This window comes from Paenibacillus elgii NBRC 100335 (assembly GCF_004000865.1).
GTDB lineage: Bacteria > Bacillota > Bacilli > Paenibacillales > NBRC-103111 > Paenibacillus_G > Paenibacillus_G elgii.
In genome coordinates, this window is record NZ_BIMB01000081.1 from 1 (window position 1) to 23,961 (window position 23,961).

The 23,961-nt window shown below is 46.6% G+C and carries 17 protein-coding genes and 3 pseudogenes; 11 read left to right on the plus strand and 9 right to left on the minus strand.

Going from position 1 to position 23,961, the window contains the following annotated elements; all coding sequences use genetic code 11:
* Together PEL01S_RS32610 and PEL01S_RS35625 are read left to right on the plus strand one after the other, a co-directional pair.
* Positions 1-1,139: ATP-binding cassette domain-containing protein (locus PEL01S_RS32610; RefSeq protein WP_127463152.1), on the plus strand; the 1,139-nt coding region annotated here is incomplete at its 5' end.
* 179 nt (positions 1,140-1,318) lie between these two features.
* Positions 1,319-1,552: a TOPRIM nucleotidyl transferase/hydrolase domain-containing protein gene (locus PEL01S_RS35625; protein WP_306567990.1), complete on the plus strand. Its 234-nt coding sequence runs from the start codon at positions 1,319-1,321 to the stop codon at positions 1,550-1,552.
* A 181-nt stretch (positions 1,553-1,733) separates the two neighbouring features.
* Here PEL01S_RS35625 and PEL01S_RS35485 read toward each other — a convergent pair whose 3' ends face one another.
* On the minus strand, positions 1,734-1,856 hold the full coding sequence (locus tag PEL01S_RS35485) for a hypothetical protein (protein WP_255320188.1): 123 nt from the start codon (positions 1,854-1,856) through the stop codon (positions 1,734-1,736).
* Between the two features lie 51 nt (positions 1,857-1,907).
* On the opposite strand from PEL01S_RS35485, the gene PEL01S_RS32625 reads away from it, so the two are divergent.
* A complete protein-coding gene (locus PEL01S_RS32625; protein WP_127463154.1) occupies positions 1,908-2,474 on the plus strand; it encodes a hypothetical protein in 567 nt (188 codons plus the stop codon).
* A gap of 453 nt (positions 2,475-2,927) precedes the next feature.
* On the opposite strand, the pseudogene PEL01S_RS32630 reads toward PEL01S_RS32625, so the two are convergent.
* Positions 2,928-3,395: pseudogene (locus PEL01S_RS32630) on the minus strand (substrate-binding domain-containing protein); the annotation flags it as partial.
* 372 nt (positions 3,396-3,767) lie between these two features.
* Positions 3,768-4,406 (minus strand): hypothetical protein, encoded by a 639-nt coding sequence (locus PEL01S_RS32635; protein WP_127463155.1) that lies wholly within the window; start codon positions 4,404-4,406, stop codon positions 3,768-3,770.
* A gap of 192 nt (positions 4,407-4,598) precedes the next feature.
* On the opposite strand from PEL01S_RS32635, the gene PEL01S_RS32640 reads away from it, so the two are divergent.
* The 3 genes from PEL01S_RS32640 to PEL01S_RS32650 all read left to right on the plus strand — a co-directional run bounded on the left by PEL01S_RS32640 (position 4,599) and on the right by PEL01S_RS32650 (position 7,177).
* Positions 4,599-5,831 (plus strand): FAD-dependent oxidoreductase, encoded by a 1,233-nt coding sequence (locus tag PEL01S_RS32640; protein WP_127463156.1) that lies wholly within the window; start codon positions 4,599-4,601, stop codon positions 5,829-5,831.
* A gap of 59 nt (positions 5,832-5,890) precedes the next feature.
* Entirely contained in the window at positions 5,891-6,544 is a 654-nt protein-coding gene (locus PEL01S_RS32645; protein WP_239551005.1) for a TetR/AcrR family transcriptional regulator, read from the plus strand.
* A gap of 135 nt (positions 6,545-6,679) precedes the next feature.
* Positions 6,680-7,177, plus strand: a complete 498-nt coding sequence (locus PEL01S_RS32650) for a hypothetical protein (RefSeq protein ID WP_127463157.1) — start codon at positions 6,680-6,682, stop codon at positions 7,175-7,177.
* Positions 7,178-7,450: 273 nt separating this feature from the next.
* Here the strand turns inward: PEL01S_RS32650 and PEL01S_RS35850 are convergent.
* From PEL01S_RS35850 to PEL01S_RS32670, 4 genes and pseudogenes are all read right to left on the minus strand, one after another.
* A pseudogene (locus PEL01S_RS35850) lies at positions 7,451-7,902 on the minus strand (transposase); the annotation flags it as partial.
* 92 nt (positions 7,903-7,994) lie between these two features.
* Positions 7,995-8,894: a hypothetical protein gene (locus tag PEL01S_RS32660; protein WP_127463158.1), complete on the minus strand. Its 900-nt coding sequence runs from the start codon at positions 8,892-8,894 to the stop codon at positions 7,995-7,997.
* Between the two features lie 51 nt (positions 8,895-8,945).
* Positions 8,946-9,071: pseudogene (locus PEL01S_RS35490) on the minus strand (aminotransferase class I/II-fold pyridoxal phosphate-dependent enzyme); the annotation flags it as partial.
* Positions 9,072-9,074: 3 nt separating this feature from the next.
* Positions 9,075-11,243 (minus strand): DUF6891 domain-containing protein, encoded by a 2,169-nt coding sequence (locus PEL01S_RS32670; protein ID WP_127463159.1) that lies wholly within the window; start codon positions 11,241-11,243, stop codon positions 9,075-9,077.
* 681 nt (positions 11,244-11,924) lie between these two features.
* On the opposite strand from PEL01S_RS32670, the gene PEL01S_RS32675 reads away from it, so the two are divergent.
* From PEL01S_RS32675 to PEL01S_RS32685, 3 genes are read left to right on the plus strand one after another with little or no spacing between them, the layout of a single operon-like run.
* Positions 11,925-12,608, plus strand: a complete 684-nt coding sequence (locus tag PEL01S_RS32675; RefSeq protein ID WP_127463167.1) for a response regulator — start codon at positions 11,925-11,927, stop codon at positions 12,606-12,608.
* The gene (locus PEL01S_RS32680) at positions 12,598-13,725 is read left to right on the plus strand and encodes a sensor histidine kinase (RefSeq protein ID WP_239551003.1); all 1,128 of its coding nucleotides are present in this window, start codon (positions 12,598-12,600) and stop codon (positions 13,723-13,725) included. The genes PEL01S_RS32675 and PEL01S_RS32680 overlap by 11 nt, the downstream gene beginning before the upstream one ends.
* A gap of 5 nt (positions 13,726-13,730) precedes the next feature.
* Positions 13,731-14,951, plus strand: coding sequence for a hypothetical protein (locus tag PEL01S_RS32685; RefSeq protein ID WP_127463160.1), 1,221 nt, complete (start codon positions 13,731-13,733; stop codon positions 14,949-14,951).
* Positions 14,952-14,961: 10 nt separating this feature from the next.
* Here PEL01S_RS32685 and PEL01S_RS32690 read toward each other — a convergent pair whose 3' ends face one another.
* Both PEL01S_RS32690 and PEL01S_RS32695 read right to left on the minus strand, forming a co-directional pair.
* Positions 14,962-15,387 (minus strand): exosporium protein C, encoded by a 426-nt coding sequence (locus tag PEL01S_RS32690; RefSeq protein ID WP_127463161.1) that lies wholly within the window; start codon positions 15,385-15,387, stop codon positions 14,962-14,964.
* A 205-nt stretch (positions 15,388-15,592) separates the two neighbouring features.
* Positions 15,593-17,947, minus strand: a complete 2,355-nt coding sequence (locus PEL01S_RS32695; RefSeq protein ID WP_127463162.1) for a M13-type metalloendopeptidase — start codon at positions 17,945-17,947, stop codon at positions 15,593-15,595.
* Between the two features lie 478 nt (positions 17,948-18,425).
* Here PEL01S_RS32695 and PEL01S_RS32700 point away from each other — a divergent pair, with 478 nt between their 5' ends.
* Positions 18,426-19,367, plus strand: coding sequence for a hypothetical protein (locus PEL01S_RS32700; protein ID WP_127463163.1), 942 nt, complete (start codon positions 18,426-18,428; stop codon positions 19,365-19,367).
* Positions 19,315-23,961, plus strand: a 4,647-nt coding sequence (locus PEL01S_RS32705) for a DUF7601 domain-containing protein (protein WP_127463164.1), incomplete at its 3' end; no start/stop codon positions are given. The genes PEL01S_RS32700 and PEL01S_RS32705, both read left to right, overlap by 53 nt.

The following is a 23,961-nucleotide window of genomic DNA, read 5'->3' on the forward strand; positions in this document are numbered from 1 at the left end:
ATTCTCACAAAGGAATGCTGCTAGTTGTTACGCACAGCCGATATCTATTGAATCATTGTTTCAACAAAATTATACACCTTGAAAACATGGAGATCCAAGAGTTTGATGGGCGATATATTGAGTATAACTTTTCATTACTTCAGACAAAAATTGAGTTACAAGAACTCGCAGTTGCTGAGCATGAAGAGATTGAGAGAAACGAGAACATCATCAATAATCTTAGAGCTATCGCAACTAATAATTCTGAAGCATCAAGAGGGAGAACGTTAAAAGCTAGAGTTAAATTTCATGAAAGATTGGAAGCGCGTAGAATTAAAGCACCATTTGTTGATATTAAGCAACCGAATATCAGTTTTGGTATTGATAATGAAATTGAAGATACCATTGTTGTAAATGTCAATAATTATAGTGTTGGCTTTGATGAGCTGCTTTTAGACAATGTTAACTTTGAGATAAAATCTACTGATAAAGTAGCTATTATCGGTTCAAACGGTACCGGGAAAACGACCTTACTTCGGGAGATTTTTAAAAATAATCATGATTCAATTGAAATAAATGCTGATGTTAAAGTGGCTTATTTATCTCAGCTTCAAGGTGAAATGCTAAAGGATTCTAATACAATACTAGAAGAATTCATCGATGCGGGGTTTAAAACTTATGATGAGATCAGATTGTATCTTTCCAACTATGGCTTTGAAGGAGAGATCGTTAGTCAAAAGATAGAATCTTTATCTGGTGGAGAAAAAAATATACTTCAATTGGCTAAAGTTTCTGCCAGTAAAGCTAACGTATTGCTTCTTGATGAACCGACAAGCCATTTAGATACCTATACACAAATAGCGCTGGAGAAAGCCATAAAAGAATTTAAAGGTGCAATTCTCATGATTTCTCATGATTTCTATTCTGTTGTAAATGGTATGGATTATGTTTTAATTATTGACGATAAGACGATTAGAAAAATGAGTATGCCAAAATTTAGACGGATGATTTATGCTAGTCATTTTGATAGAGACTATTTAGAAACGGAACAAAAGAAAAAATCAGTTGAAATGAAAATAGAATTGGCTTTAAAAGATACTGATTTTGAACGTGCAAAAGGATTGATTGATGAGCTGGAAGAGCTGATTAAGTTACTTTAGATTACAACCCTCGGAACCATCCAACTAGGTCTCCTATAATTCGCCTTAGAGATGATATGGAGAACCTTACCATAAGTAGTTTTAGGTGGTACAAAAATCCCACTAAAGCCTATCTCTAGTGGGATAAACATATTTCTATAGCACCTTTCTTCACACTTTGGAAGGTCTCTACACCCTTCTTGTCACTAAGAGTCATACTTGTAGAAGGTCCAAATGACTTGATGACCTATAAAGAAATAATAAAGAAAAAGGTACTCGAAATTACGGGGGATGAAAAGTACGCTGAAACATATTTGAATTTTAATAACATATCTATAGTTCCGCACCATGGCAAGATAACAGCAACGATTTTGATTAGACTGTGCAAGCACCTTGGCATAGGGAATTATGATTATCATAGTAGGGATGACTGACAAGCTTGACTGCAATTCCAAACACCAAAGATTGGGTTAGCAAATATTCTGAGCTTGCGAGGCAAGCTCCTTTCGCATTTTCGCTGAAAGCCCCGTTACGGTGAACCTTATCATAAGTGACGGCGAAATTAGGCCGTACGGCTAAAGTCACGTATTTAGTCGTAAAAGGTTCGGTACTGTATTAGAAGGATCCAAAGCGGCTGCCTGCGGCCACGCCTTTGGGGGATATGCGTTCAATCTCGGCCAGATCGTCAGCTGTCAGCTTCACTTGTAGCGCGCCGAAGTTTTCTTGTACACGATCCAATCGTTTCGTTCCCGGAATGGGAACGCATAAAAGAGGAAAGAGGAGCTTTAAATGATCTACAAATTTACAGAAGTGCTGAATGATTTGATAGACTATTTCATTCTCGGGGATATTCTGCTGCTGGAGAGCTGGAAACAGTCCAATCATCATTCAGACAACCTAGCAATGGAATTTACAACAAACGAAAGCGGCGATCATGCCGTGCTTGATGGTATCGTACTTCCAATGGCAGGGATTGAAAACTATCCCTATACAATTATATTTAATCTTTCTGGTAATACACCGGAATTGTTAAAATCAGATAGCCATTTACAATTTAGACGTGGTGGCTATTCGCTTAAAGTTGAGAACAACATACTGATGTTGTTTACTTGGCGAATACTAGAACAATTCACTAACGAAAGAGTCAACGCTTTACTTAATCATTACCGGCAATACAAAAAGCCGATGATTGAAATTGAAAACGGCTGGTACAGCATAGAAATATTGGGTGGGGAAACGTTGCAGGATTCATATTATGAACCCACATTTGAGTTTGTTTTGCAAAAGACAGAAAGGAAGGGGCCAGCGGAATTTGACATCAATTTAGATTTTAAGATTGAAAGTTCCACCTACTAAAATAGAAGTTTGCCAACCCTCGCATCGCATCGGTAAAGCATTTAAGGGACGATCTTCATAAGGTAGATATTATTCTGGAGATCTCCAAGTAAGGCGAAGCTTCTCCCGTCAATTGGTTCCTGAAAGGTTGGCCAATATGCACTGCGGTATGTTCCTTTCGCACTTTTCGCCGATAGGCCCGTTAAGCTGAACCTTATCATAAGTAGGGCGAAATTTTGAGCTGTCAATCCTTACGGGCTTGGAATTCGCGTCGACCGATCTTGGACGCGTTCTCAGCTTGGTTAGAAGCTCTATTCCAAAAAAGCCATCGTTCAGCTCCGTTACATCCAAGACGGGGTTATTCGGTGTTCCTTCAATGCTCTTGTTTCTTAATCATAAGTTTGTTTAAGGGGTAATTAACTTTTTATTTATTTTGAATTTCTGTTCTTGTTCTCTAACATTTCGGTTCGAGGGTCAAATAGCCCGCAGGAGAACCCCCCTTGCTGCTTCTATGAAAGATAACATGATTGGTGAAAGCCACTTGTCTTTATGCCATAACATCTGTGTAAACACGTGCAAGTCCGGAATTTGCCATGGAAGGGCAACAAGTTCGCCCCGTTCAACTTCGGCTTCCACTGTTATTTCAGGAAGAAAGGCAATACCGATTCCCGAAATTGCACATTGTTTAATGGCTTCGGCACTTTGAAACTCCAAATACGTAATACCATCAATGCCCTCTTTCTCGAATGATCGGTCAAACATGGTTCGATAGGGACAGCCCTTTTCATTCGTCAGGAACACTTCTCCGTGGAAATCTTCCAGCTGTAGCACAGTTCGTTTCGCGAGTGGATGGTCTGGAGCGGCGAAAAGGCGGAAAGTTTCTTCCAGCAACGGTTCCACTGCAAGTCCGCCTGAGCGAATGGATTCATCCAACATAAAGACGGTTGTTGGCGCTTAGTACAAACGGATAGATCATCCTTAACATTGGAGTGTCCTGTTAGCGGCAACTAAATTCAGCTGGCATTCCACGAACCTCGCATTGATTTTAGCAGTCAAATCAACTTTCGGGCGAGTGTTAATCTTAAAACGAAGGAGCGTGCCGAGGCAGGCTCCTTTCGCATTTTTCGCCGATGGACCCGTTAAGCTGAACTGTATCGCAAATAACAGTAAGAATAGGTGGATTTTCCAAAGGCATGTAAATTGGTTTTTGAAGAAATCCATTTGATTGTGCATGTGCCCACAATTGCGGAACAGTCTTAAAAGCATCAGTCGTTTTTACGGGTACCCTGCTTTACCAGTGAGTATAGAAAATTTTCAAATTACGACTCCCAGTTTCGAAAGAACCTGATCTATTTCATCAAAATGTTCTTTGTCGCTTGAAGCATAAATCAAATTAAAACTATCGTCATTTTTCATTACCGTTATGATACTGTCATCGTAATTCCCATAAAATTCGATACCGATCCAATGCCGAAAGGAGAAACCTTTGTTTTTAAAGTTCTCACGAATAAAATCCAAGTCCGTTTGTTCTATGGAATAGAACGATTCACAGCCGTATTCAAGAGCGAATCCGGTTTGCAAAAAGGCCATCGCATGAAAAAAATCGGTCAATGTTTCAAATTCCTTATGCCATACCTTTTCATCGTAACTCATATAGACAGGGGGATTAGTCCTTGTTAAATCGTTCTTATGGATTCCCCAAACACAGACACGCTGGTTTTCGCAATAAAAAATTAAATATTCGCTATGTTTGAAATAGTCGAATTGCTCGGGCTTGATCAAACTATCTTGCGTATGATTCAGCCGCTCGTCTTTACCAAGTTCCAAATAATAATCTATAAACACCTGAGGCAATTCACCAAAAATAGTTTTAATGATTTGTATCTCGTCATGACTAAACCCGTTTCGTTCTGTAATATGAAACAGGTTTTTAATCATTTTAAAATCAGTCATCCGCATCACACCTTATTTCATTTTTTTGATCCTTATTCCGAAATGCTAGCATACTACCTTATTTAAAAACAAACGGAACAGCTGACCAAAGGGGCATGCATCCAAACCTGTAACAGTTATTGACAAACAGAGGAGGATAGCTGTAATATAACATCGTTATATAAATATAACTTAGTTAAAGTGAGGGGTTATATGAAATCACTATCTGTAGTTATTATCGGTGGCGGTCTCGGAGGACTTGCATTGGCACAAAGTTTGAAAAAAAACCACATTGACTTTCATGTTTGTGAACGCGAGCATGAAGACAATTTTGTTCAAACAGGCTATCGAATCAAAATAAATGAGAATGGATCCAATGCGCTGCGGTTTTGTCTTCCTGAAAAACTTTACGATCTCTATATTGAAACATCCGTTATAGGACCCGCACACCCTGTCTTCTTAGATCCGATCTCTCTGGAACCGACAAAAGAACAGCACCCGATGTACAACAAAGCGGAAGCCACACCATCTGTAAATCGGTTTACCTTTCGTGAAGTGTTGCTTGGCGAACTAAGTGACAAGATCCGTTACGGATACCGGTTTACCCATTATGAAAGGTTAGAAAACGGACGCTTAAGAGCGTGGTTCGATAATGGGGAGCATATTGATGCGGATGTCCTGGTTGGTGCTGACGGGGGAGGATCCAAAGTTCGCCATCAGTACAAACCTGGGGTGAAAATTTTCGATACTGGGGGAAGGGCTCTTTATACCAAGGTATTTCTGAATGATGCGCGGAGAAAGGAACTAAATAGGCTCATTGGGGATGGCAGCATGAGAGGCCTTCTAAATCCGGAAGGAGATGCTCCGGTTTCCCTTCTTCTTGAAGACATGGCCTTCAAGCCGAATATTGAACATTTACCGGAATCCATGTCCCTTCATGTGAAAATTTCTCCTCAACAGGATTACCTGTACGCTGTGTTTGCGTGCTCGGCCGAGTGGTTTGGGATTCCTGATGAGCAGCTCTTCCAAATGAACGGTTTTGAATTGTTGTCCTTTACTCAAGAGAAAACCAAACATTGGCATCCGCAAGTAAAACGGATGCTGGAATTAGCGGAGCCAGAGAAAACGGCTATTTATCACCTCCGTAATGTTCTGCCGTATAAGCCTTGGAAAGAAACGACCTCTCTGGTTTTGCTGGGAGACGCTCTGCACCCCATGACACCGGCAGGTATCGGTGGGAACGCGGCACTCTTTGATGCCTGCGAGCTCTCGAAAGAATTAATCAACGTAAAAAACGGGGAAAAGGAACTTTTGACCGCGTTACGCGATTATGAAGTGGGTGCCATTGAACGTGGGATGAGGGATGTTCGGCTCTCCTCGAAAGCAGGGGAAAGCATGTTCAACCAGAAGCCGTTGCCCGCTGAAGATGTAGAATTGGAGGAATAACTTGGTTTCTTTATATAGAGTATAATAAGTCGTATAAGAATTTTTGGAATGGAGTTGGAATGCTTTTTATGCCTCAACGCAGGCCACATATCAGCGAGGAGAAAATAATAGCAGCCTCGTGGCGGCTTCTCTCCGACCAAGGAATCGAAAATTTTACAATAAGAAACCTCTGCAAGGAATTGAATGTTCAAGCCCCCACGATCTATTGGTACTTCGAGAGTAAGCAGGTCCTTTATCAAACGTTAGCCAACCTGGTTTCAAGAGAGATCATAAGCGATCTTCCCAAGCAAGGAGACTGGCGAGAAAGGCTTCAGATAAGCGCAGCTGTTATTCGGAGGAAGCTCCAGCAGTTTCCTTGCTCCGGTCAACTTCTGATGAAGTCAAGGCCGGAGGCTGATTTTATGGAACTGTTCGAATTCCTATTGCAGATGATCGAACCTACTTCATTGACGGATAAACAAAAATTTTCATATACGACTCATTTGTTTAACTACGTCATCAATTTCGTCGTTGAAGAATATGAACAACGTATGTTACAGATATCGTTAGAGGAGGGCAAAAAGGAGAATACTCACGCGGATCTATCGCAATTCAAATTGCTTCAACGGATGCACGAAGAAGGTATGTTTAGATTGATTGGTTCTGATGAACTGTTTAATTCCGGAATTCTCTTATTACTTGATGGAATAGAGCAGAGGGTTAAAAAGGTTTGACGAAACCGATCTTTTCCATATCCTTTTTGCATTCGGCTGCGGCTTTCTTTATCAGTTTGTTAGAGGAAGCAAGCCGCAGCATTCACAGGATTCCGTTAGTACGCGATATAGGACAGAATGAACGGAGGGCCATGGGTGATTGCTTTTAATGCAAAAGTCATATCGGGGTATTCGATGGGTAATGTTGTATTGGGGAGAAATATATCTGAGTATATTGATGAACTATATTCGCGGCACAAGGTTGAGCTTAAAGGATATTCCGTTCCCGATGGCGAGGTAAGATCTGCATATACATTGGATAGCACTATGACAATTGTTGTAGATTCCAGTGGCCTGATCGTTTCTATTGGCTGTAATCAAGGTTACAAGGGGCGCTATAAGGGATGTTTGTACGCCGGGCAATCGATAAGGGATATAATGGGGTTGACATCCAGGCAGCGAATTTTTAATGGTTCGCTGATCATTGATGATGACTTTGGATTTTCTTTTGTAATTCCTTCGCCTTATGATGAAATTGCTGATGTAATAGATCACTTGCCGCTCGATTTGATTCTTAACGAAATCTATGTGGCTGACTTTTCTTCTTGGGATCCTAGATTTCTCCACGAAAGGAAGACAAAGGGGCGAAAATGAATTTTCAAGTGCTTTCTAATCAAACGATTGCTAGCAGAGCTCAACCGGCCGCTCCGCTCCATGACAGTCGTCCATCTCCTGATTCCGCTTGCAGAACCGCCCCCAAAATACGGCTATGATCTACCGCGAGTGAATTAGCCGATCCAAATTTTGAATGCGTTGTTGCATGAAAAATCCCCTCTCATCGTAGCCGTTATATTTTTAGGTAGAAACTTACAAAAAAGTACCCCAACATTATAATTGTTATATATATCCTATAGCGGCACTGACCGAGTAAATGCGGATGATATCCGAGGCGGTCAAACTTAGATCTGTTGAAAGCAAGGCCAGCCATTCGTTTTTTTTGGAACGATGGCGCACAAATACGATCATCACCGGAATACCAGGGACCAGTGAGGTATGGATACAGCGAAGGATGTTTCGGTTCTTTCCTTCGACTCGCGGCACGGTCGCATACAACTCCTTCAGGCTGAGTCTCCGTTCACCAGATAGCGCTTGTTATCATTTTTGACCATGCCGATCACAGGGAGTCCGCGTCGGAGGACTTCCTGAATGAGCGTAGCATGCGTAAACCAACTGTCCATTAGGACATATGAAGCCGAAATGCCGGCCTGCAAAGCACGATTCAACATAGCCTCGATCACCTGCGGTGCTGTGAGGTACGCTTCTTGCCGACGCTTATAACCGTGGCTTCGCTTGTCGATTTCATTCAACATCCCCGTGATGTCACGGTGTTCATGGCATGATCTCCATCGAAAATGTTGAATATTGGAAATTATGGCGAATTCGGGAATTGCATACAAGGACCCTCCGCCATTCATAAATGGCATAGAGAGTACTCGAACCGCTGCCCGCTCAACCGGCTTAGGAGCCCAGCTGCTTTCTCTCCGCTCAGTAAGCCCGGCTGATCGATCACAAGCGCGCAAGTGCCCGCTCCGAGCGTATTTTGAAAGTCCAAATCCCAAAGTCCGTACGGTTTTCCCGTCTCGGGATCATGCCAAATTGCTGCAGGATCTTTCAACCAAGATTCGATAAAAGAGGACCAGTCATCCACCTTTCTTCCGCCGTCACTTATTGTAGGCTCACAGAAATTTTCACCTGCATGAACGGTAATGGTTTCCCCGTAATCCTCAAACCAAAGTCCCTTACATTCCCCATAACGAACAAAAGTATGAGTCTCATCGAAAAATCCAACTGGTTCAAGCTGCCCGTCTACGCAAAATGCATAATATAACGGGCCGGGGACGTAGCGATTAATCGAATTGAACGAAAAATCTTTCGAAACCCAACCGTTATCGCGCAGCTCTTCGATGAGAACCGGCACACTTAGCGCATCGCCGTCGTAATAGCCTGCCGGAGTGCGCCCCCTTCTGCGATCATGGGCAAAATAATACGAATGCGGCACAATACCGACTTGCTTGAGTCCGTCGATGAAGGAGCGCAGGTCGAGCGGATCGGGGAAATGGACGCCGGCTTCAAAATCATTTATGCCATGTTCTTGTATGACTACGCTATGCCATAGTTCCCACAAAGTCGTCTCGGCGATGGAATTGCCCTTAGGCTCCTTCCAGAAGCCATAGTGAAGCAGTTCCCGCTGCAGCATTTGCAAATCCGGCTTTGGCAAGAGCGGATCGCAAGGAAACAAATACATGAAGTGTTCTGACATCGTTTTCCTCCAGACAATGGATTTTGGAATAAATTTTTTCGCTTTCATCAAACCGGCTGCATCATCCGCATAAACTTTCCCATCCATCTCCAAATCGACGAGCTAGGTTGCATAGGAGCAGCGAATAAAGCCCTCCCGGCCTGATCCCAATACATGTCCCGGTACGGCCGCCACCTTCACTTCCTTCAGCAGCCGAAGCGCAAACTGCTCAGAGGACACGCCGGTCGAAGTCTATGACTGTTCTTCCAGAAAATCATCATTATGCTGGAAAATCGTCTTCTCCAGTCTGCTCCAGAACCGAAGAGCTGTTTGAATGTGATTGATTTCTGCGGCTTCAACCTGACGGGTATTCCCTTCGTTATGCGGCTGAAATTTTAAAACAACCTTCTTTATTCCGTCATCGCTTGTTTCGATATCAAAGTGATATATGAAGACATCAAACTCGCCATCAATCGTAGGAAATAACGACAAATCACGTCTTTCTTTACCCACACCGACGCGAGGTTTGTCTTCTCCTTTGGGCAATCGGAAACAGTAATGCAAACTGCCGCTCCAGTAGCCGCTTTTATCTTCATCATAGTAGTCGTTGAACTTTTTCGATACGATCGGCAAAGCGAGTATTCGCTCGATCTTTTCCACCGTTACCGTGTCGCGGAGCTGCTCTTGCCAATAGGGAATCATTTCCACGTCGAGGCTTTCCCTGTAGGAGATTTCCTTCAGTATACGGGGCCAATAATGTTTCAGGAGCTGCACGTACGGCGCAGGAGAACGGTCATCCAACTGATGCCAATCCTCCTCGGCATTGTTTTGATAAATTATATCAAGACAAATTTTCTCATTTAAGTAAATGAATACGGCGAAAGTATCATCCTGCAGCATATAAATATTCCCGCCGACTTTCTTGCCTTCCTCATTAAGATAAGGCCGGGTCGCTCTTATGCTAACATCATCTATATAAAATCTGTATATATCATCCTCCCCGAATAAAGGAGAGGCCAAGATTCGCTGCAAATTGTTCACGCTCAATTCTTCATTCTCAAAAATCCGCGGTGGTTCTTCCGGCCACTCTTCCATGAGAAGGGGCTGGTTTGCCTTCAGTCTATTGAACATTCCTTCTCTATTGAGCTGTGTTTCACCCTCATAATATTCATCATGATCATCAATCCAATAGCACCCTTCTGCAAGCACTGTTTGAACGTCATTTTCATCAAACTCATCTGCATCCACCCAATGTTTCTTGAAATGGCGTTCACCCTTTATCCCTACATAGTATTCGTCTGTTTCCACAAACAGGGGAGCCGTAACGTTCCCTCGTACGCTAAGCATTCCATGATTATAATCGCCCCAAAATAATTCCTTCACTTCAAGATTGCCACAGATATAGATTTCTTGACCGCCGACAATGATATTGGAGGCTTGTACATTGCCCAGCACAATCAAGCCTGTTGAGCCGTCTGTATTTTCATTATATATGTAGTTTTGGACAATCAGGTCCCCTGTTATCAAGATTAAAAACATCGATTGCTGCTCAAGCCACGCTTCATGCTGCCCGCATTCTCTTTGCGCATCGATTCCCAATGGATAATCAAGATGAATATGGTGGGCGGTTAAGTCTCCGTCATATACGAGCACTGTTTCATTTTCAAATTCGCCATTATTCTTTTCATTGCGAGAGTAGGCCCAGCAATCTGAAGGGAGCAAGTGCTTGATTTCTGAAAAAGTACGCTTGGTGTAGGCAGGTAAGTTCGACCCCGCTTTTCCGCCGTCAACATCCGCAGGACGCATAGCATTGAAAGCAATGTCATAACTGGATTCTGCGATGATTTCTACAGCGCGTTCCAACCCATAAGAATCATGCTCGCTATACGTCTTTCTCCATTCAAAATTCCGCAATTCAATACGGCTATTGATATCTCCATCCCAATGCACGTTAAATCCGAAGCTTTCAAGAAACGAAACGATGACATTCGCCACTTTGACAGCATGTTCCGTATTTTCTCTGAACGTGCCGAAGGCAATAGGCAGTACATTGCTACCGATAGCCCTCTCAATATCCTGCTCGTGATAAAAACAGTAGCCCGCAGGCAATTTCCCTCGTTTAATCAGTTCTTCATAACATTCATTCGCATCGTCAATGCCATCGCTTATCGTAATGCCGGCATTATGCAGCGCAATGATACCTCCATCGCAAAGCATGTCAAAGACCGTCGCTAGATTTTCAAAATGCGTTGGACGAGGCCATTGTTTAGAAGCTTCCGTATGACGATTGAACAAGCTGTTTATTTCTGTCTGAAGCTGCTCCTCTTCGATGGAAATATCATATTCTTCCATTAATATTTTGAAGATTTCCTCTCGGCTATGAAAGCCTGTTTTGACGAGCAGCTCAATTTGTTCGATCATACTCTTGCGTCATCCCCTCCGATTGGATTACTTCCATATAAATCATCTCATATTTACAGCGGAAATTCCATTAAATAGAACTTTCACACTCTAGTAAACCCCCACTTGCCCCCTTCGAACTCGCACAAACCTGACTGCGCGGCAATCTTCCACCGTGGTGGCCACCCAACTGGCCAAAGCGTTGTCTTAGAGGTTATTCAAATATTGGATAGTTGCGTGGTGACAATATAGTCTGTTGTTACTGTTTGCGTCTTACGAAAATGTGTTTTATAATTTTGGAAAGAATGTCGCACGGAGATTTAAATTCATGAAATTAAAAGAAAACGGAGATATATGGGAATGAGTGATGAAATAAAAATTGTTGCGTACAATCCGCAATGGGCAAAAATGGAAAAGTGAAGAATTGACTTGAACGTCGATGCCACCACGCTTATTTTGAAATAAAGGGAAGCTTAAGCTAGAAGATAGCTTGAGCTTTTTATTTGTCATGAAAACAAACGCATGTTCCTATTTGATATCAGAATTGGATAATTGGGGGCGTTTTTGGTTTGAATTTCTTCAGAATTTCTTTAGAAATCCTTTGATAGGCTCTTTAGATATTTCAATTAGTATACTCTTATCGAGATTAACAAGAAGAGCAACACGGAGTTACGGCAGTGATTATAGGGGGAGTAAAGCGTGATGAATACAGTGCTTGTTGTCGATGACGATTCAGAAATTCGGGATGTCATTCATGTATACTTGCGAAACGAAGGATATCGCGTTTTAGAAGCTGTGGACGGTCTGGAAGCGTTAGATGTATTAAAATCAAACTCTGTCCAACTGGTTATCTTGGATGTGATGATGCCCCGAATGGATGGCATCAAAACTTGCTTCAAAATCAGGGAGACTTCGACAATCCCCATTATCATGCTCTCGGCCAAAGAAGAAGACATTGATAAAATTACAGGTCTTACTACCGGTGCGGACGATTACGTAGCGAAACCCTTTAATCCGTTAGAATTGCTAGCTCGAGTCAAAGCCCAATTAAGGCGACAAACGTTCTCGGCAAAAGAAGCAAACGATTCCCTAATCCGTATCCAAGACCTTGTTATCGACAAGGCTAAACATTCCGTAACCATGAATGGCATCGAAATTGCACTAACGCCACGGGAGTTTTCCATTTTACAATTGCTCGCAAGTTCCCCAGGGCAAGTGTTTAGTGCTGATAAAATCTACGAAAGCGTATGGAATGAACCGTTCGGATATTCGGATAATACGGTAATGGTTCATATTCGGAATTTGCGTGAGAAAATTGAAGATCGCCCAAGAGAACCGCGATATATTAAAACCGTTTGGGGAGTAGGGTATAAAATTGAAAAATAAATTATTTAATCTAGTAAAAGGAAAAAGAAGTATTCGCGCCGAAATGTTCTGGACGTTCGTTTTTAGTCTCATTATTGCGTCTTTTATGGCTTCCTTTGCTGCGAATTTTATAAACCAATCTCAAATAGCATATCAACTTCGACTTTTGCCGCTTGTTATTTTTGGAATATCCTTTATTTTGTCGTTTTATTTCCTGACTCGCCGTGTGGTTAATTTTCTTATCGCTTTGGCTGATGGGCTTCAAATCATTTCCGAAGGCGATTTGAATTATCGGGTACCCGATACTAGGAAAGATGAACTGGGCCGTGTTGCGCTTAACATCAATAGGATGACGGAGAGGCTACAGTGGCAGATGGAAAAAGAACGTCAAATCGAAAGCTCTAAAATGGAGCTGATTACTGGCGTTTCCCACGATTTACGTACACCACTTACGAGTATAATTGGCTATTTAGATTTACTAAGAACGAATTCATTTCAAGACAAAGATGAATTTACACGGTTTGTTCAAAATACGTATAACAAAGCCATCCATTTAAAAAAGTTAATTGACGATTTGTTTGAATATACACGTCTTACGTCTACCGCTATCCAATTAAACCTAAAGACAATTGATGTTCGTCAGCTTCTCGTCCAGATGCTGTTTGAATTTGAGCCAATTGCTCAGGAAAACGGAATCCAAATCGTTAAAGAGATTGGTCATACTCCTGTTATCGCCTTGATCGACAGCGGGAAATTTTCAAGAGCTATCGATAATCTGCTGATAAACGCCCTCAAAAATGCTATTAAGCCGGGGCCTATTCACGTTTTATTAAAGTCGGATGAGCATCGATTTTTCATTGAGGTCGAAAATGAAGGCCAGCCCCTTACGCAAGAACAAGAAAACAAACTATTTGATCGTTTTTATAAAGTTGACCATTCACGGAGCAGCGAAGGCATTCAGACTGGAACGGGATTAGGACTTTCCATCGCCAGAAATATTATCGAACTGCACGGAGGAACTTTAACACTGACACATAAGAATGGCACTTATGTTTTTACAATGGAGGTTCCCTTCAGTCAGGAACCAAACAACGTAGGGTACGTAAAGCAGTACGCAGGCAATTCGATGAAAGGATGATAGAAATGCCAACGAATAACCAGGCTTGTCCTCCTGTCGGGTCTATTAGAGGAGATGGTCGTTATCCTATCGACCTGACGGGTCCTCGTAGTCACACGCTTGTCCTTGAGCCCGGTGTGGGCAGCCTCTCCATTGGACCGGCGCAATTGGGCAAAAAGGCAGATCTTCACGTCGCGCCCGATGCGCAAGTCGATTGGACCGTATTCAATGCCTTTGCCACGCCGGCCGGCTCGCCCTGGCCGCGATTTCTGCGCTATACAGGCAGCGACGCGGGCTTCTTCGCCTGGGCGCAGGAACGCCCTATTGAAGAAATGGCATGGGTTCCGATCCTGTCTGCAGATACGGTGGCGGACGCCAGCCAATCCATTGTGCATGGCTTGTCTATCGAACTGGACCAGTCCGGGAGTCGTTTGCACCTGAAGCTTCCGAAGCGGGAGGTCTTTGAATATTTCCGCCTGAGTGTGGCCGGCGATCTATCACGCTTCTCGGCCACTGGCGATGTGCCATATTCTCTGACACTGGCGCCGCGTACCAGCCGACGCAAAAGTGATGCCCCCTTCTTGCTGCCCGACATGGGTGAATTGCATCAGGTCACAAGCCTGACGCTCCGGAATGCGCCGCTGGGACAGCCGATCTCGCTGGAGTGTCTGAACCGGTTCCCAAACCTTAGCTCGTTGAGTTTGTGGGGGAACTTCTGCGACTTGGACTTGCTGGTCCATCATGCCCAGTTAACGAATCTGGAGCTTCGCTTTATGCCCGATCTGGGTGACTTGCCACCCTTGAGCGTGTGGCCGCTGCTTGACAGATTTATCGCCTACAACGTGGAAGAGACCGCGGGCAAGCGCCTAAAGCAGCAAATGAAAGCACGCGCTAATACTCGCCCGTGGACCGGTCATGCTTCAGTGAGTCAATTGCGAAAGCCGGAGTGGTGGACGACCGAGTATGGCCGTCCGTTCTCGTCGTGGCCTAAACGTCTGGCCAAGCTGGCTAACGAAGCTTACGACATTGCACAGGCAGCCTTGGCTCAGGCTCGCAGCTTTGCCGATGCTGAGGCGGCCATTATCGCCTTCACCGCACGCTTCAATACCCTCAAAGGCATCGAAACCACTGAACGTGAAGATCTTGCTGAAGCAGTATGGCAACTAAGCCAGTCTGACCACCTGATCGGCCAGCCTATACCAGAGGAGATGGCTCAACGCTGGTTCGATGCAGCGCGCGATTACTGAATAGGTGCTGTCAGTTTCTGGTCTTAACAGCTAACCCACTGAATGATATTGGCCCTACAACATCTACTCTTGTATTTGCAGTACGGTTTTCTGCTGTGACGGTGTAAGCATGAGTACCTGCTTTTACATTTCTGTCTTCAGCTTGGAAGGTAACGATATAATTTTGCTCTGACCCCGTAGATTCGATACCTTGCTGTGTGTTAAAAATTTCCTTATTGCTGCGGAAGACTCTAAAGCGAATTTGCCCAATGCCTGTGATACCTCTGACACCAACGGATACCACCAAATCTACCCGGTTCGGTTGAGAATTCACTGGAATCCGTATTGGGATCGTTGCTATGCCAGATTTTTGCGGGGAACGTCGAATAGTAAACGATTTGGCCGGGTTGAAGCGACTAAGCGGCTGAACGGCCGCTTTATCAAGGATACGTACCACAAGATCAACTCCTCTTTTTTTAATGCTCCAATTTATGTAAGAGGTAAAGGGAATGATTGGGCACGTTTAAGATGATTACAATCAAAATAAAGCGCAAAAAAAGCGCCAGCGAAAACACCTGGATAGCTAATGTGTCGGGTAGACACTTAGAATCAGGTATTTTCAACTGGCGCGATTCGCTAATGATCTCTATCCGCTCTTATGTTTACCAGATCGAGACGCGATCCTCCGGAGCAACAAACATGCCATCTCCAGGCTTAATTCCATAGGTTTCATAGAATTCCGGGAAGTTCACAATCGTGCGGTTGACTCGAATTTTATTGGCCGAATGTACATCGTTTGTGCTTAGGGTCGCTGCAAATTCTTTTGTGGTTGTGGACTTCCACATTTTCGCATTGCTTTCGAAATACGCTTTATAATCCGGATTGTTCATTTCGGATACAACTTGTAGTGAAGCGGCCATTCCGCCTAAATCGGCGACATTCTCGCTTAGGGTAAGCAGACCGTCGTTCACTACACCCGGAACAATCTCGATTCCGTTATAGAACTTAATCAGTTCCTGATTTTTCTCTTTGAATTTCTTAAAGTCCTCTTCCGTCCACCAGTTATTTGCATTGCCATTCTCGTCGTATGCCGATCCGTTGTTATCAAATGCATGGCTGATCTCATGGCCGATGATCATGCCAATGGCTCCAAAGTTTTCTTCAGGTTTAGCGTTAATGTCATAGAAAGGCGCTTGCAAAATACCGGCAGGGAACGTAATTTCGTTATTAAGCGCATTGTAGAAAGCATTTACTGTATAAACGCTGGTTCCCCATTCCGTTCGATCCACCGGCTTTCCCAGCTTTGCTTTCAACTTATCAATGGATGCTGTGGTTACTGCGAAGGTATTAGAGAACAGCGAACCGCCTTTGTCGTATGTCTTGATAGCTATTTTGTCTAATGTCGTATCCCACTTATCCGGATATCCGATCTTAACAATCATCGTATCCAGCTTCTTCATCGCTTTAGCTTTTGTTGCTTCTGACATCCAATCAAGCGATTGTATTCTTTTCTCATACGTAGCGATTAATTTCTTTACCATTTGCTCAACATCTTTTTTAGCTTCCGGCGAAAAATGTTTCTCAGCAAACATTTGCTCCAAATATCCGCTCATCGTGCTCTTTGTCATGGATACTGCAATTTCCCGGTCGGTTTTTTTCCCTGAAACGCCGTATAGCGCTGCGGAAAAGTCAGTTGCGGCGGCTCTGAATTCATCCGACAACAAACCGCTTGTTGCCATAAGCAGTTGTACTTTGGAGTAAGCTTTAAGCACTTCAATATTGGATTCAGTCAGAAACTCCGCGCCTTTTTGCGCCAGCTTCACATCGGATACGATCACTTTATCGGTATTGTCGACTTTCATCGATTTCAAGGCCTGTTTCATATCTACTTCTTTAAACAGGTCGTCGAATTGATCGATCGTGTACGGATTATAGTATTTATTGACGTCGCCTTGTTCATGAGGTTCAAGCGACACGGAAGCTAGGCTTTTCTCCATTTCATAAACCTTCTCGGCGCGGGCTTTCGCTGCAGTCTCTTCTTCACCCGCCAGCATGAGAATTTTGGTTATATATTGACAATAGGCTTCTTTCGCTTTCGCGTCTTCCGTTACAAAGCTGTTTTTGTCCAGACCCGCGGTTAATCCGGTGTAATACAAAGCATTTTTACTGCTGTTCTTGGCATCGCCCATGATTGTAAAGCGGAATAGCATGCTTAGACCTAGTTCTTTCTCCATGGCAAGATCCGCTTGAACAAGCCCGTCAAGAGTTTTCGCCCCGTCCATTGCCGTTAAATATTTTTGAATGGGCTGAATCCCTTGTTTATTTCTATTTGCGGTATCCAACGCCGTCGCATAGAAGTCGGCAAGCTTCTGTTCTTTTGTTCCTTCCGCGAATGGTTTGCCGGTCAGCCCATCTATTATTTTTGCTATTTTATCGTTATTTTGCTTGTGCAGCTCCGGAAATCCGCCACCCATGATTTCTCCTGCCGAAATTGTCGATTTATTTAACCATTGCTTATTGATTGCTTCATAAAAATCGTCATTTAAATGAGAGCCTTCAAGCGCCCACACCCTGGCAATAATGGTCTGGAACTCAGCGATCGTCATATTGTCGTTTACGCCTAATGTGCCGTCAGGGTTGCCCGTCAGCACGCCTGCTTTGGCCAGTTTTTCGATATCTCCCTTAGCCCAAGCCGGCACATCGGTGAACTCGACGCCAAATGTCCCGCTGCGCAGATCGTTTCCGACAGGCTTCGGCAATTCGCCGAATGCCCTGCTCAGCATGACTAATGCCTCAATCTTCTTAGCCGGCCCCTTTTCCCGCAATTGTCCGTCTTCATAGCCTTGAATAACGGCTTCTTTATTAATGCCGGATGTATAAGCGTCGGCTGCCGTCAACAAGGTATTAACGATCTCTCCTCTTGTCGCTGGCGGCGGCGTTTCATCAGCATATACGGATACGCTGGCTGGCAGGACCATTGCAATGGCCATGAGTAGGGATAAACACTTCTTTTTCATCGTCGGGCTCCTTCATGGTGTACTTTTATGTATAAAAACAGATAAATCAATAGGATTTTTCCCATTCATATCCTTTCATTATAGCATAGATGAAACATTTCTGTTTGAAATGTTGTAAGGAGCCTGTTCGTTTTCTAGAAGCTGTCGCGCCGCGGCAAGCTCCTTGTCTATTTTTTGTATAGGTCCCTTTAATATAATGGTGACATACGCGTGTGAACTGGGCGTATTCTGTCAGTTACAGTATGTAAATGGCAAGATGATCAAAGGAGAGGGGGAAGAAAGTTACTAAGCATGATCAACGGCCTGCACGCCCACGGCACTTAACCGTTCATCCGGAACTCCGCAAGGTTTCGATGATGTAAAGGGTCGTTGGGATCAAGCAATAGCACATGTCTATTCGTTTGTTCGTTATATCGGCCGGATGATCCTGCTGTCGCCAAAATTTTCGGGAATTTGGGGAGTGGAGGAGATTTTTGTATTGAAACGAAAACGCAGTGTAGGTAAAGCTGTGCTATCTTTCTGCCTAGCAGTTTTGCTTGTCTGGCAGACGTTGATGTTCTCTGCTGCTGCATTTGCGGCGAGCGAAGGCGGCTCGCCGAGCGGGGACGAACCGTCGTCGGTAACCGAGGCGGTGTACGCTAAGCCGGATGAACCGCCGCCGGTAACTAGGGCGGTGTACGCTAAGCCGGTCAATTTTGCAGCGATGCAGGCAGTCCCGGCGGACAAAACGGCGGTGCTCATGGGAGCTAACTCGCCCTTTCCGCTGGAAGTCATACAGGACGGGAATGTCTTAAAGAAGGGTGACGCCATTCACGGCCGAAAGCCCTTCTCCCTGAAATCGAGCGATATCAAGGTTCCGGTGAAGGGCGACGCCGCCGACCCGAACACGGTGGATGGCAGCACCGTCATTTTGTATGGCGACTGGGTGATGCTGGACAAAGGGACTTATTTTCCGGAAGTGATTTTGCCGGCTGCCACCATGACGCTGAAGGAAAGATCGGGCTACACCATCGGAACGGCCTATTTCTCCGAAGCGGGTATCAAGGTGGTATTTAACGGCGAAGAACGCTTTTTCAACGGCCAGGGCAGGAACATTACCTTCGGCTTTGAATCCACCGCGAAGGCGGATGTATCGGGTATAGACTATGGCGACAAAAAGCCGATTAATATTTTCGGGGGGAGCTACTTGCTCGAAAACCCCAATGTCACGCCTGCGTACAACATCAACTTGAAATCCAACAGCAACGCTGCCGAAAACGACTGGATCTATACGGCGCATTTGACGGAGGGTACAATCGAGTGGCAGGTGGAAATTGCTGCCACGGATATGTTTGACCAAGCCCGACTGGATTCAGAAGAGCGGCACATTGGACAAGCGGTCGAGTTCCGCAGACCCGCGTACCATTACATGGACGATTGATGTCAACAAGAACTACAGCAAGCAGGGGCTGAAAAACTTTACCATCACCGATGCTCTGCCGGCAGGACTTGCCTGGAGATCAGCCGCATGGCAGTCGTGGGACAGTGCCAAGAAGGACTGGTCAGCTACAGCAACACCGATTACCCCCGACGCGAACAATGTGTATTCTTTCGGCGAGGTCAACGGCCCGGTCCGGCTGGTCATTGTGTCCGAAGTTACGGGCAATACAACCGGCTTCACCAACACGGCCACCACCCAGTGGAAGCTGGATGTCAATACTGTGCAGGACAATGACCAAGCTACTGTGAGGGATGCTGCCGCTATCACCATTGGCGCCCATACCCTGACAAAGACCACAAGTGCCGGTGATGTCCTTGGCTTGGGCTTATTGCCGTGGAAGGTTACCCTTACACCTCAGGAGGCCCTTCCGGACGGCGCGGTGTACGATCTGCTGGTGTATGGGGATGCGAACTCCATCGACTTCACCAAGGTTACCGTCAGCCCGGAGATTGACGCCGGAATCCTGGATCAGTTAAAGGGGGGGCCAAGATACTTCCAGCGGTTTCAGTCCGGTTCCTTTCAGTCGAGTGACGGCTTAACGCATCAGGTATACACACTTTCACAGGACGGGAAGCCTGTCGCCGACTTGCTTCGAGTCACCGGATACAGTAGCAATGCGCCCGCTTCCTTCACATTTAATTCCCTGATGACGAAGTGGCAGCACTTCGCGGGCAATGGCTCCACAACTCAATATAATCAGGCGTTTCTGTTTGAAGGTACAAAGCGGACACGTGATTCAAATCTGCCTTATCATCAGGTCAACAGCGGTATGCTGGCCAAAGAGATGCTCTATGCGTCAAAGCCAGCGGGAACATCCGTTAACCCTGGATATGTCAACCACTACATCCGAGATGACGCTAACGAAGCATATACACTGGCAGCCTATGATCAGGTGACCAAGACAGTGACCTTCCGGCTGTCGGTCAATATGAACGGCCTGAAGACCGAGACGATGGCAAAGGATGGCGGCAATCACGTTGCCAGCGACATTAAACTCGTCGATACTCTACCCGAGGGCTGGGAGTTTGTGCCCTATTCGGAGGGGCAGGCTTTTGCGATTTACAAGGGAACCCGGGCAGAGTATGGAGCGACTGTTAGCGCTGCGACGCTTATTTCCGACCCAAGTGATCTCGTGAGCTTCTCCGCCGCAGGGAACATAGGTACTTTTTCCTTTACCAAGCTGGAAAGTCCCTATGTCGTTCTGGTCAAGGCAAGACCTGCCGAGGCGACGCTGCGTCAATACTTTGAAACCGGCAAAGCAAAGCATGAGATGACGAACACCGCCGAGATGAAAATCACATGGGGGGATGAGCCTAGCACAGTCGCAGCCGCCCGCAAGGTCATCGTCCCGATGCAGTCGCTGGGCAAATCGGTGACGAAGCCGAACCCCGGCGTGCTGGAATGGACGGTGAATTACACCCCGCCCTTCGAGGTGAAGGACGGCGTCTATCTGCAGGATACCCTTGGCCAAGGGCTGGCGCTGCGCAAGGACGAAAGCGGGAAACTCTCGCTGCGACGCCCTGACATGGCGGTCTACCGTGCCAAGCTGACCCCCAGCGGCCAGCTGACGAGGGACGGCGATGCGCTGAACCTATACGACCCGAACAGCGCGGTCAAGGTGGAAACCGTCACAGAAGGCGGCGCAACCCGGCTGATTTTCCGGATAGCGAATCCGAACCAGCTCTACCAGATCGTGTATCAGACCGAGGTCACCGAAGTGCCCAGCGGCGGGAAGGTCGGCAACGAGATCAAGCTGATGGGCGATGACACCCTGAAGAGCGTCAGTGCCAAAAGCGAACACGCGGTCGACAACAGTGACGTGGGCGGTAGCGCAGACACCCAAGGCAAGCTGGATCTGGTCAAGGTCGATCCCAAAGGCAAGCCGCTCGGCGGCGTAATATTCACGCTGTATGAGCCCGACGGCATAACAGAGGTCACCAGCGGAACTACAGGTTCGGACGGCAAGCTTAGCCTGTTTGTCAAAGCAGGGCTTTACGTGCTCAAGCAAACGTATATCGACCCGATCACCTATCTGCCGACCACAACGGTTTATCAGGTGCGAGTGGCGTCCACTCCCTGGAATCCCATCTGGGTAGACGGGGTGGAGGTGACCAGCGCCAAGCCGCTCGTTGTGCCAACCCCGGTGTGGGAGGCTGGTCATTTGAAGCTGGACACGGCGATAGAGGGGAAAGCGGCGGACCCCAACAAGGAATTTGAATATACGATTACCTTCAGCAACGGCAAGTCCTATGCCTATTCTGGCGCAATAAGCGGCACCGTGCCCAGCGGCGGAACCGTTAAGCTGAAAGGCGGCCAAGCCATCACCATCAAGGATATCCCGGACGGCATCACCTACACCATCGTCCAGAAGGGGTACACAGACGAGGGCTACGCCACCAATCCGGCGGATCTGAAGCGTACCGGCAGCATCGTGGCGAACGAAACGGTCGAAGCGAAGTTCGTCAACGGCAAGTACCTCCCCGGCAAGCTGACGATCGGTCAGACGGTCGCGGGCAATGGCGCGGACAAGAATAAGGCATTCGAGTTCACCGTCACCTTCGAAGGCGCGGGTGAGGGCAAGACGTATACGTACACGACATCGGGCGGTACGACGGGAACCATCGGGTCCGGCGGCAAGTTCTCCCTCAAGCATGGGGAAACCGCCGTCATCGATGGGATTCCCAAGGATACAATCTACACCGTCACCGAGACCGATTATACAGCCGACGGCTACACGACGACTTGGCGGGACTGGAAAACGAACGGCACCATTGCCGAGGAGGGCGACCATAAAGAGGAGGTCGTCAACACGCGGATGGTGTACGGCGGCCTGCTGATCGGGCAGACGGTGGAAGGCAGCGGGGCGGACAAGAATAAAGGATTTGAGTTTACTGTCCAATTCCCGGACGCTGCTGCAGGTGATCCGTACGCCTACACGAAATCGGACGGCACGACGGGAACGATCAGATCCGGCGAGACGATCACGCTCAAGCATGGGCAGACCATCGCCATTGAAGGCATTCCGAGCGGCGTTCGCTATATCGTCACCGAGACCGATTACTCGGGCGAGGGTTACACCACCGACCCGGTGACTCGGACGCATAGCGGCACGATCATAGCGAAGCAGATTGCCGAAGCCCGATTCGTCAATGCGAAGCATCTGTCTGGCAAGCTGACGCTGACGGCGGATCCCGCGGTCGTTCCCGGCAACAGTACGACGCCTTCACAGTTGACGGCAACGTTGACCGATTATGAAGGCAAGCCGGTTGCGAACCAAGACGTCGTCTTCACACTGCCGGATCAATCGGAAGTCACGGCCAAGACCGATGCGCAAGGAAAAGCGGTCATCCCTTATACACCGCCAAAGCTGGGCACCACAACGCCTGAGGATCATCACATCACAGCTAAAGTGAACAGCCTGACGGAAGGGAAATTGACTGCTGCTACGACGGTAACCGCCGTGCCGGCGGCAATCATCGGGGTGCTGCGCGACAACACAACGGGCGAGGTGATTCCGAATGCGACCGTTGTCATCACCAACGAGGCGAATGGCGAGAAGCACACGATCACGACCGATGCGGCTGGCGCGTACTTCCTCCCTGTAGCATATGGCGGCGACTACACGATCAGCTTCACGAAAAAGATCAAAATGAACGGTGTTGACGAGTCGATTACTTTCACGCAAAAAGCGGAAGTTGACAGCAACGTGAAGGGCGGCGAGTTGGTTCCGGCGCACATTACGGCTGTAGGCGTCGTGCTCCTGAAGCAGCCCGAAGGAAAGTCTTCGCTGCTGAATAGCACGCTCGCCGGCAAGGCGCGCATTTATTTGCGGGATGCCAGCGGCAAATATATTGTCGATCAGAACGGGACTCCGAAAGCATTTGGCTTGCAACCGAACGGCGCATTCGCTGTGAATGGTTTATCTGCGGCGCACTACAAAATGGAAGTGCGTTACGAAGTTGAGCCGGGCCGAGAACTGACGCTCATTCGGGATGCGGGGCTAGACGTGAAAGCGAATGGGGAATTGAATATTTCTCAGCAGCTCGTCGACCCGTATGGCATCGTTTCAGATGCAACGACTCGCGCAACGATCGAAGGCGCCGAAGTGACGCTGTACTATGCCGATACGCCGAAGAACAAGGCGAATGGCATCGTGGCAGGCACGAAAGTGACGCTGCCGATGATTCCGGGCTTTGCGCCGAACGATAACGCCAGCCCAAGTCAGAACAGCGACGTAAACGGCGCATATGCGTACATGGTGTTCCCGAACACGGATTACTATCTGATTGTAACGAAAGCCGGGTATGAGACGTATACGAGCCCAACTATCTCGGTCGGAAGCGACATCGTACGTTACGATGTTCAGTTGAAGCCGGTAAGTTCCGGCGACAATGGCGGAGGAACTGAACCCGTCAAGCCTGGACCTGGCCCCGTCAAGCCCGAGCCTGGCGAAGGCAATAGCGGAACCGGCAACGGCGACGATGGATCCGATAACGTCGACAACGGAACCCGCGAAGGCAACAAGGGACCGGGT

What these genes read in the sequence shown, in the direction of transcription:
- PEL01S_RS32625 (WP_127463154.1), top strand. Translation starts at nt 1,908, where the DNA reads ATGATCTACAAATTTACAGAAGTGCTGAATGATTTGATAGACTATTTC.
- PEL01S_RS32635 (WP_127463155.1), bottom strand. Translation starts at nt 4,406, where the DNA reads ATGACTGATTTTAAAATGATTAAAAACCTGTTTCATATTACAGAACGA.
- PEL01S_RS32640 (WP_127463156.1), top strand. Translation starts at nt 4,599, where the DNA reads ATGAAATCACTATCTGTAGTTATTATCGGTGGCGGTCTCGGAGGACTT.
- PEL01S_RS32645 (WP_239551005.1), top strand. Translation starts at nt 5,891, where the DNA reads ATGCTTTTTATGCCTCAACGCAGGCCACATATCAGCGAGGAGAAAATA.
- PEL01S_RS32670 (WP_127463159.1), bottom strand. Translation starts at nt 11,243, where the DNA reads ATGATCGAACAAATTGAGCTGCTCGTCAAAACAGGCTTTCATAGCCGA.
- PEL01S_RS32675 (WP_127463167.1), top strand. Translation starts at nt 11,925, where the DNA reads ATGAATACAGTGCTTGTTGTCGATGACGATTCAGAAATTCGGGATGTC.
- PEL01S_RS32685 (WP_127463160.1), top strand. Translation starts at nt 13,731, where the DNA reads ATGCCAACGAATAACCAGGCTTGTCCTCCTGTCGGGTCTATTAGAGGA.
- PEL01S_RS32695 (WP_127463162.1), bottom strand. Translation starts at nt 17,947, where the DNA reads ATGAAAAAGAAGTGTTTATCCCTACTCATGGCCATTGCAATGGTCCTG.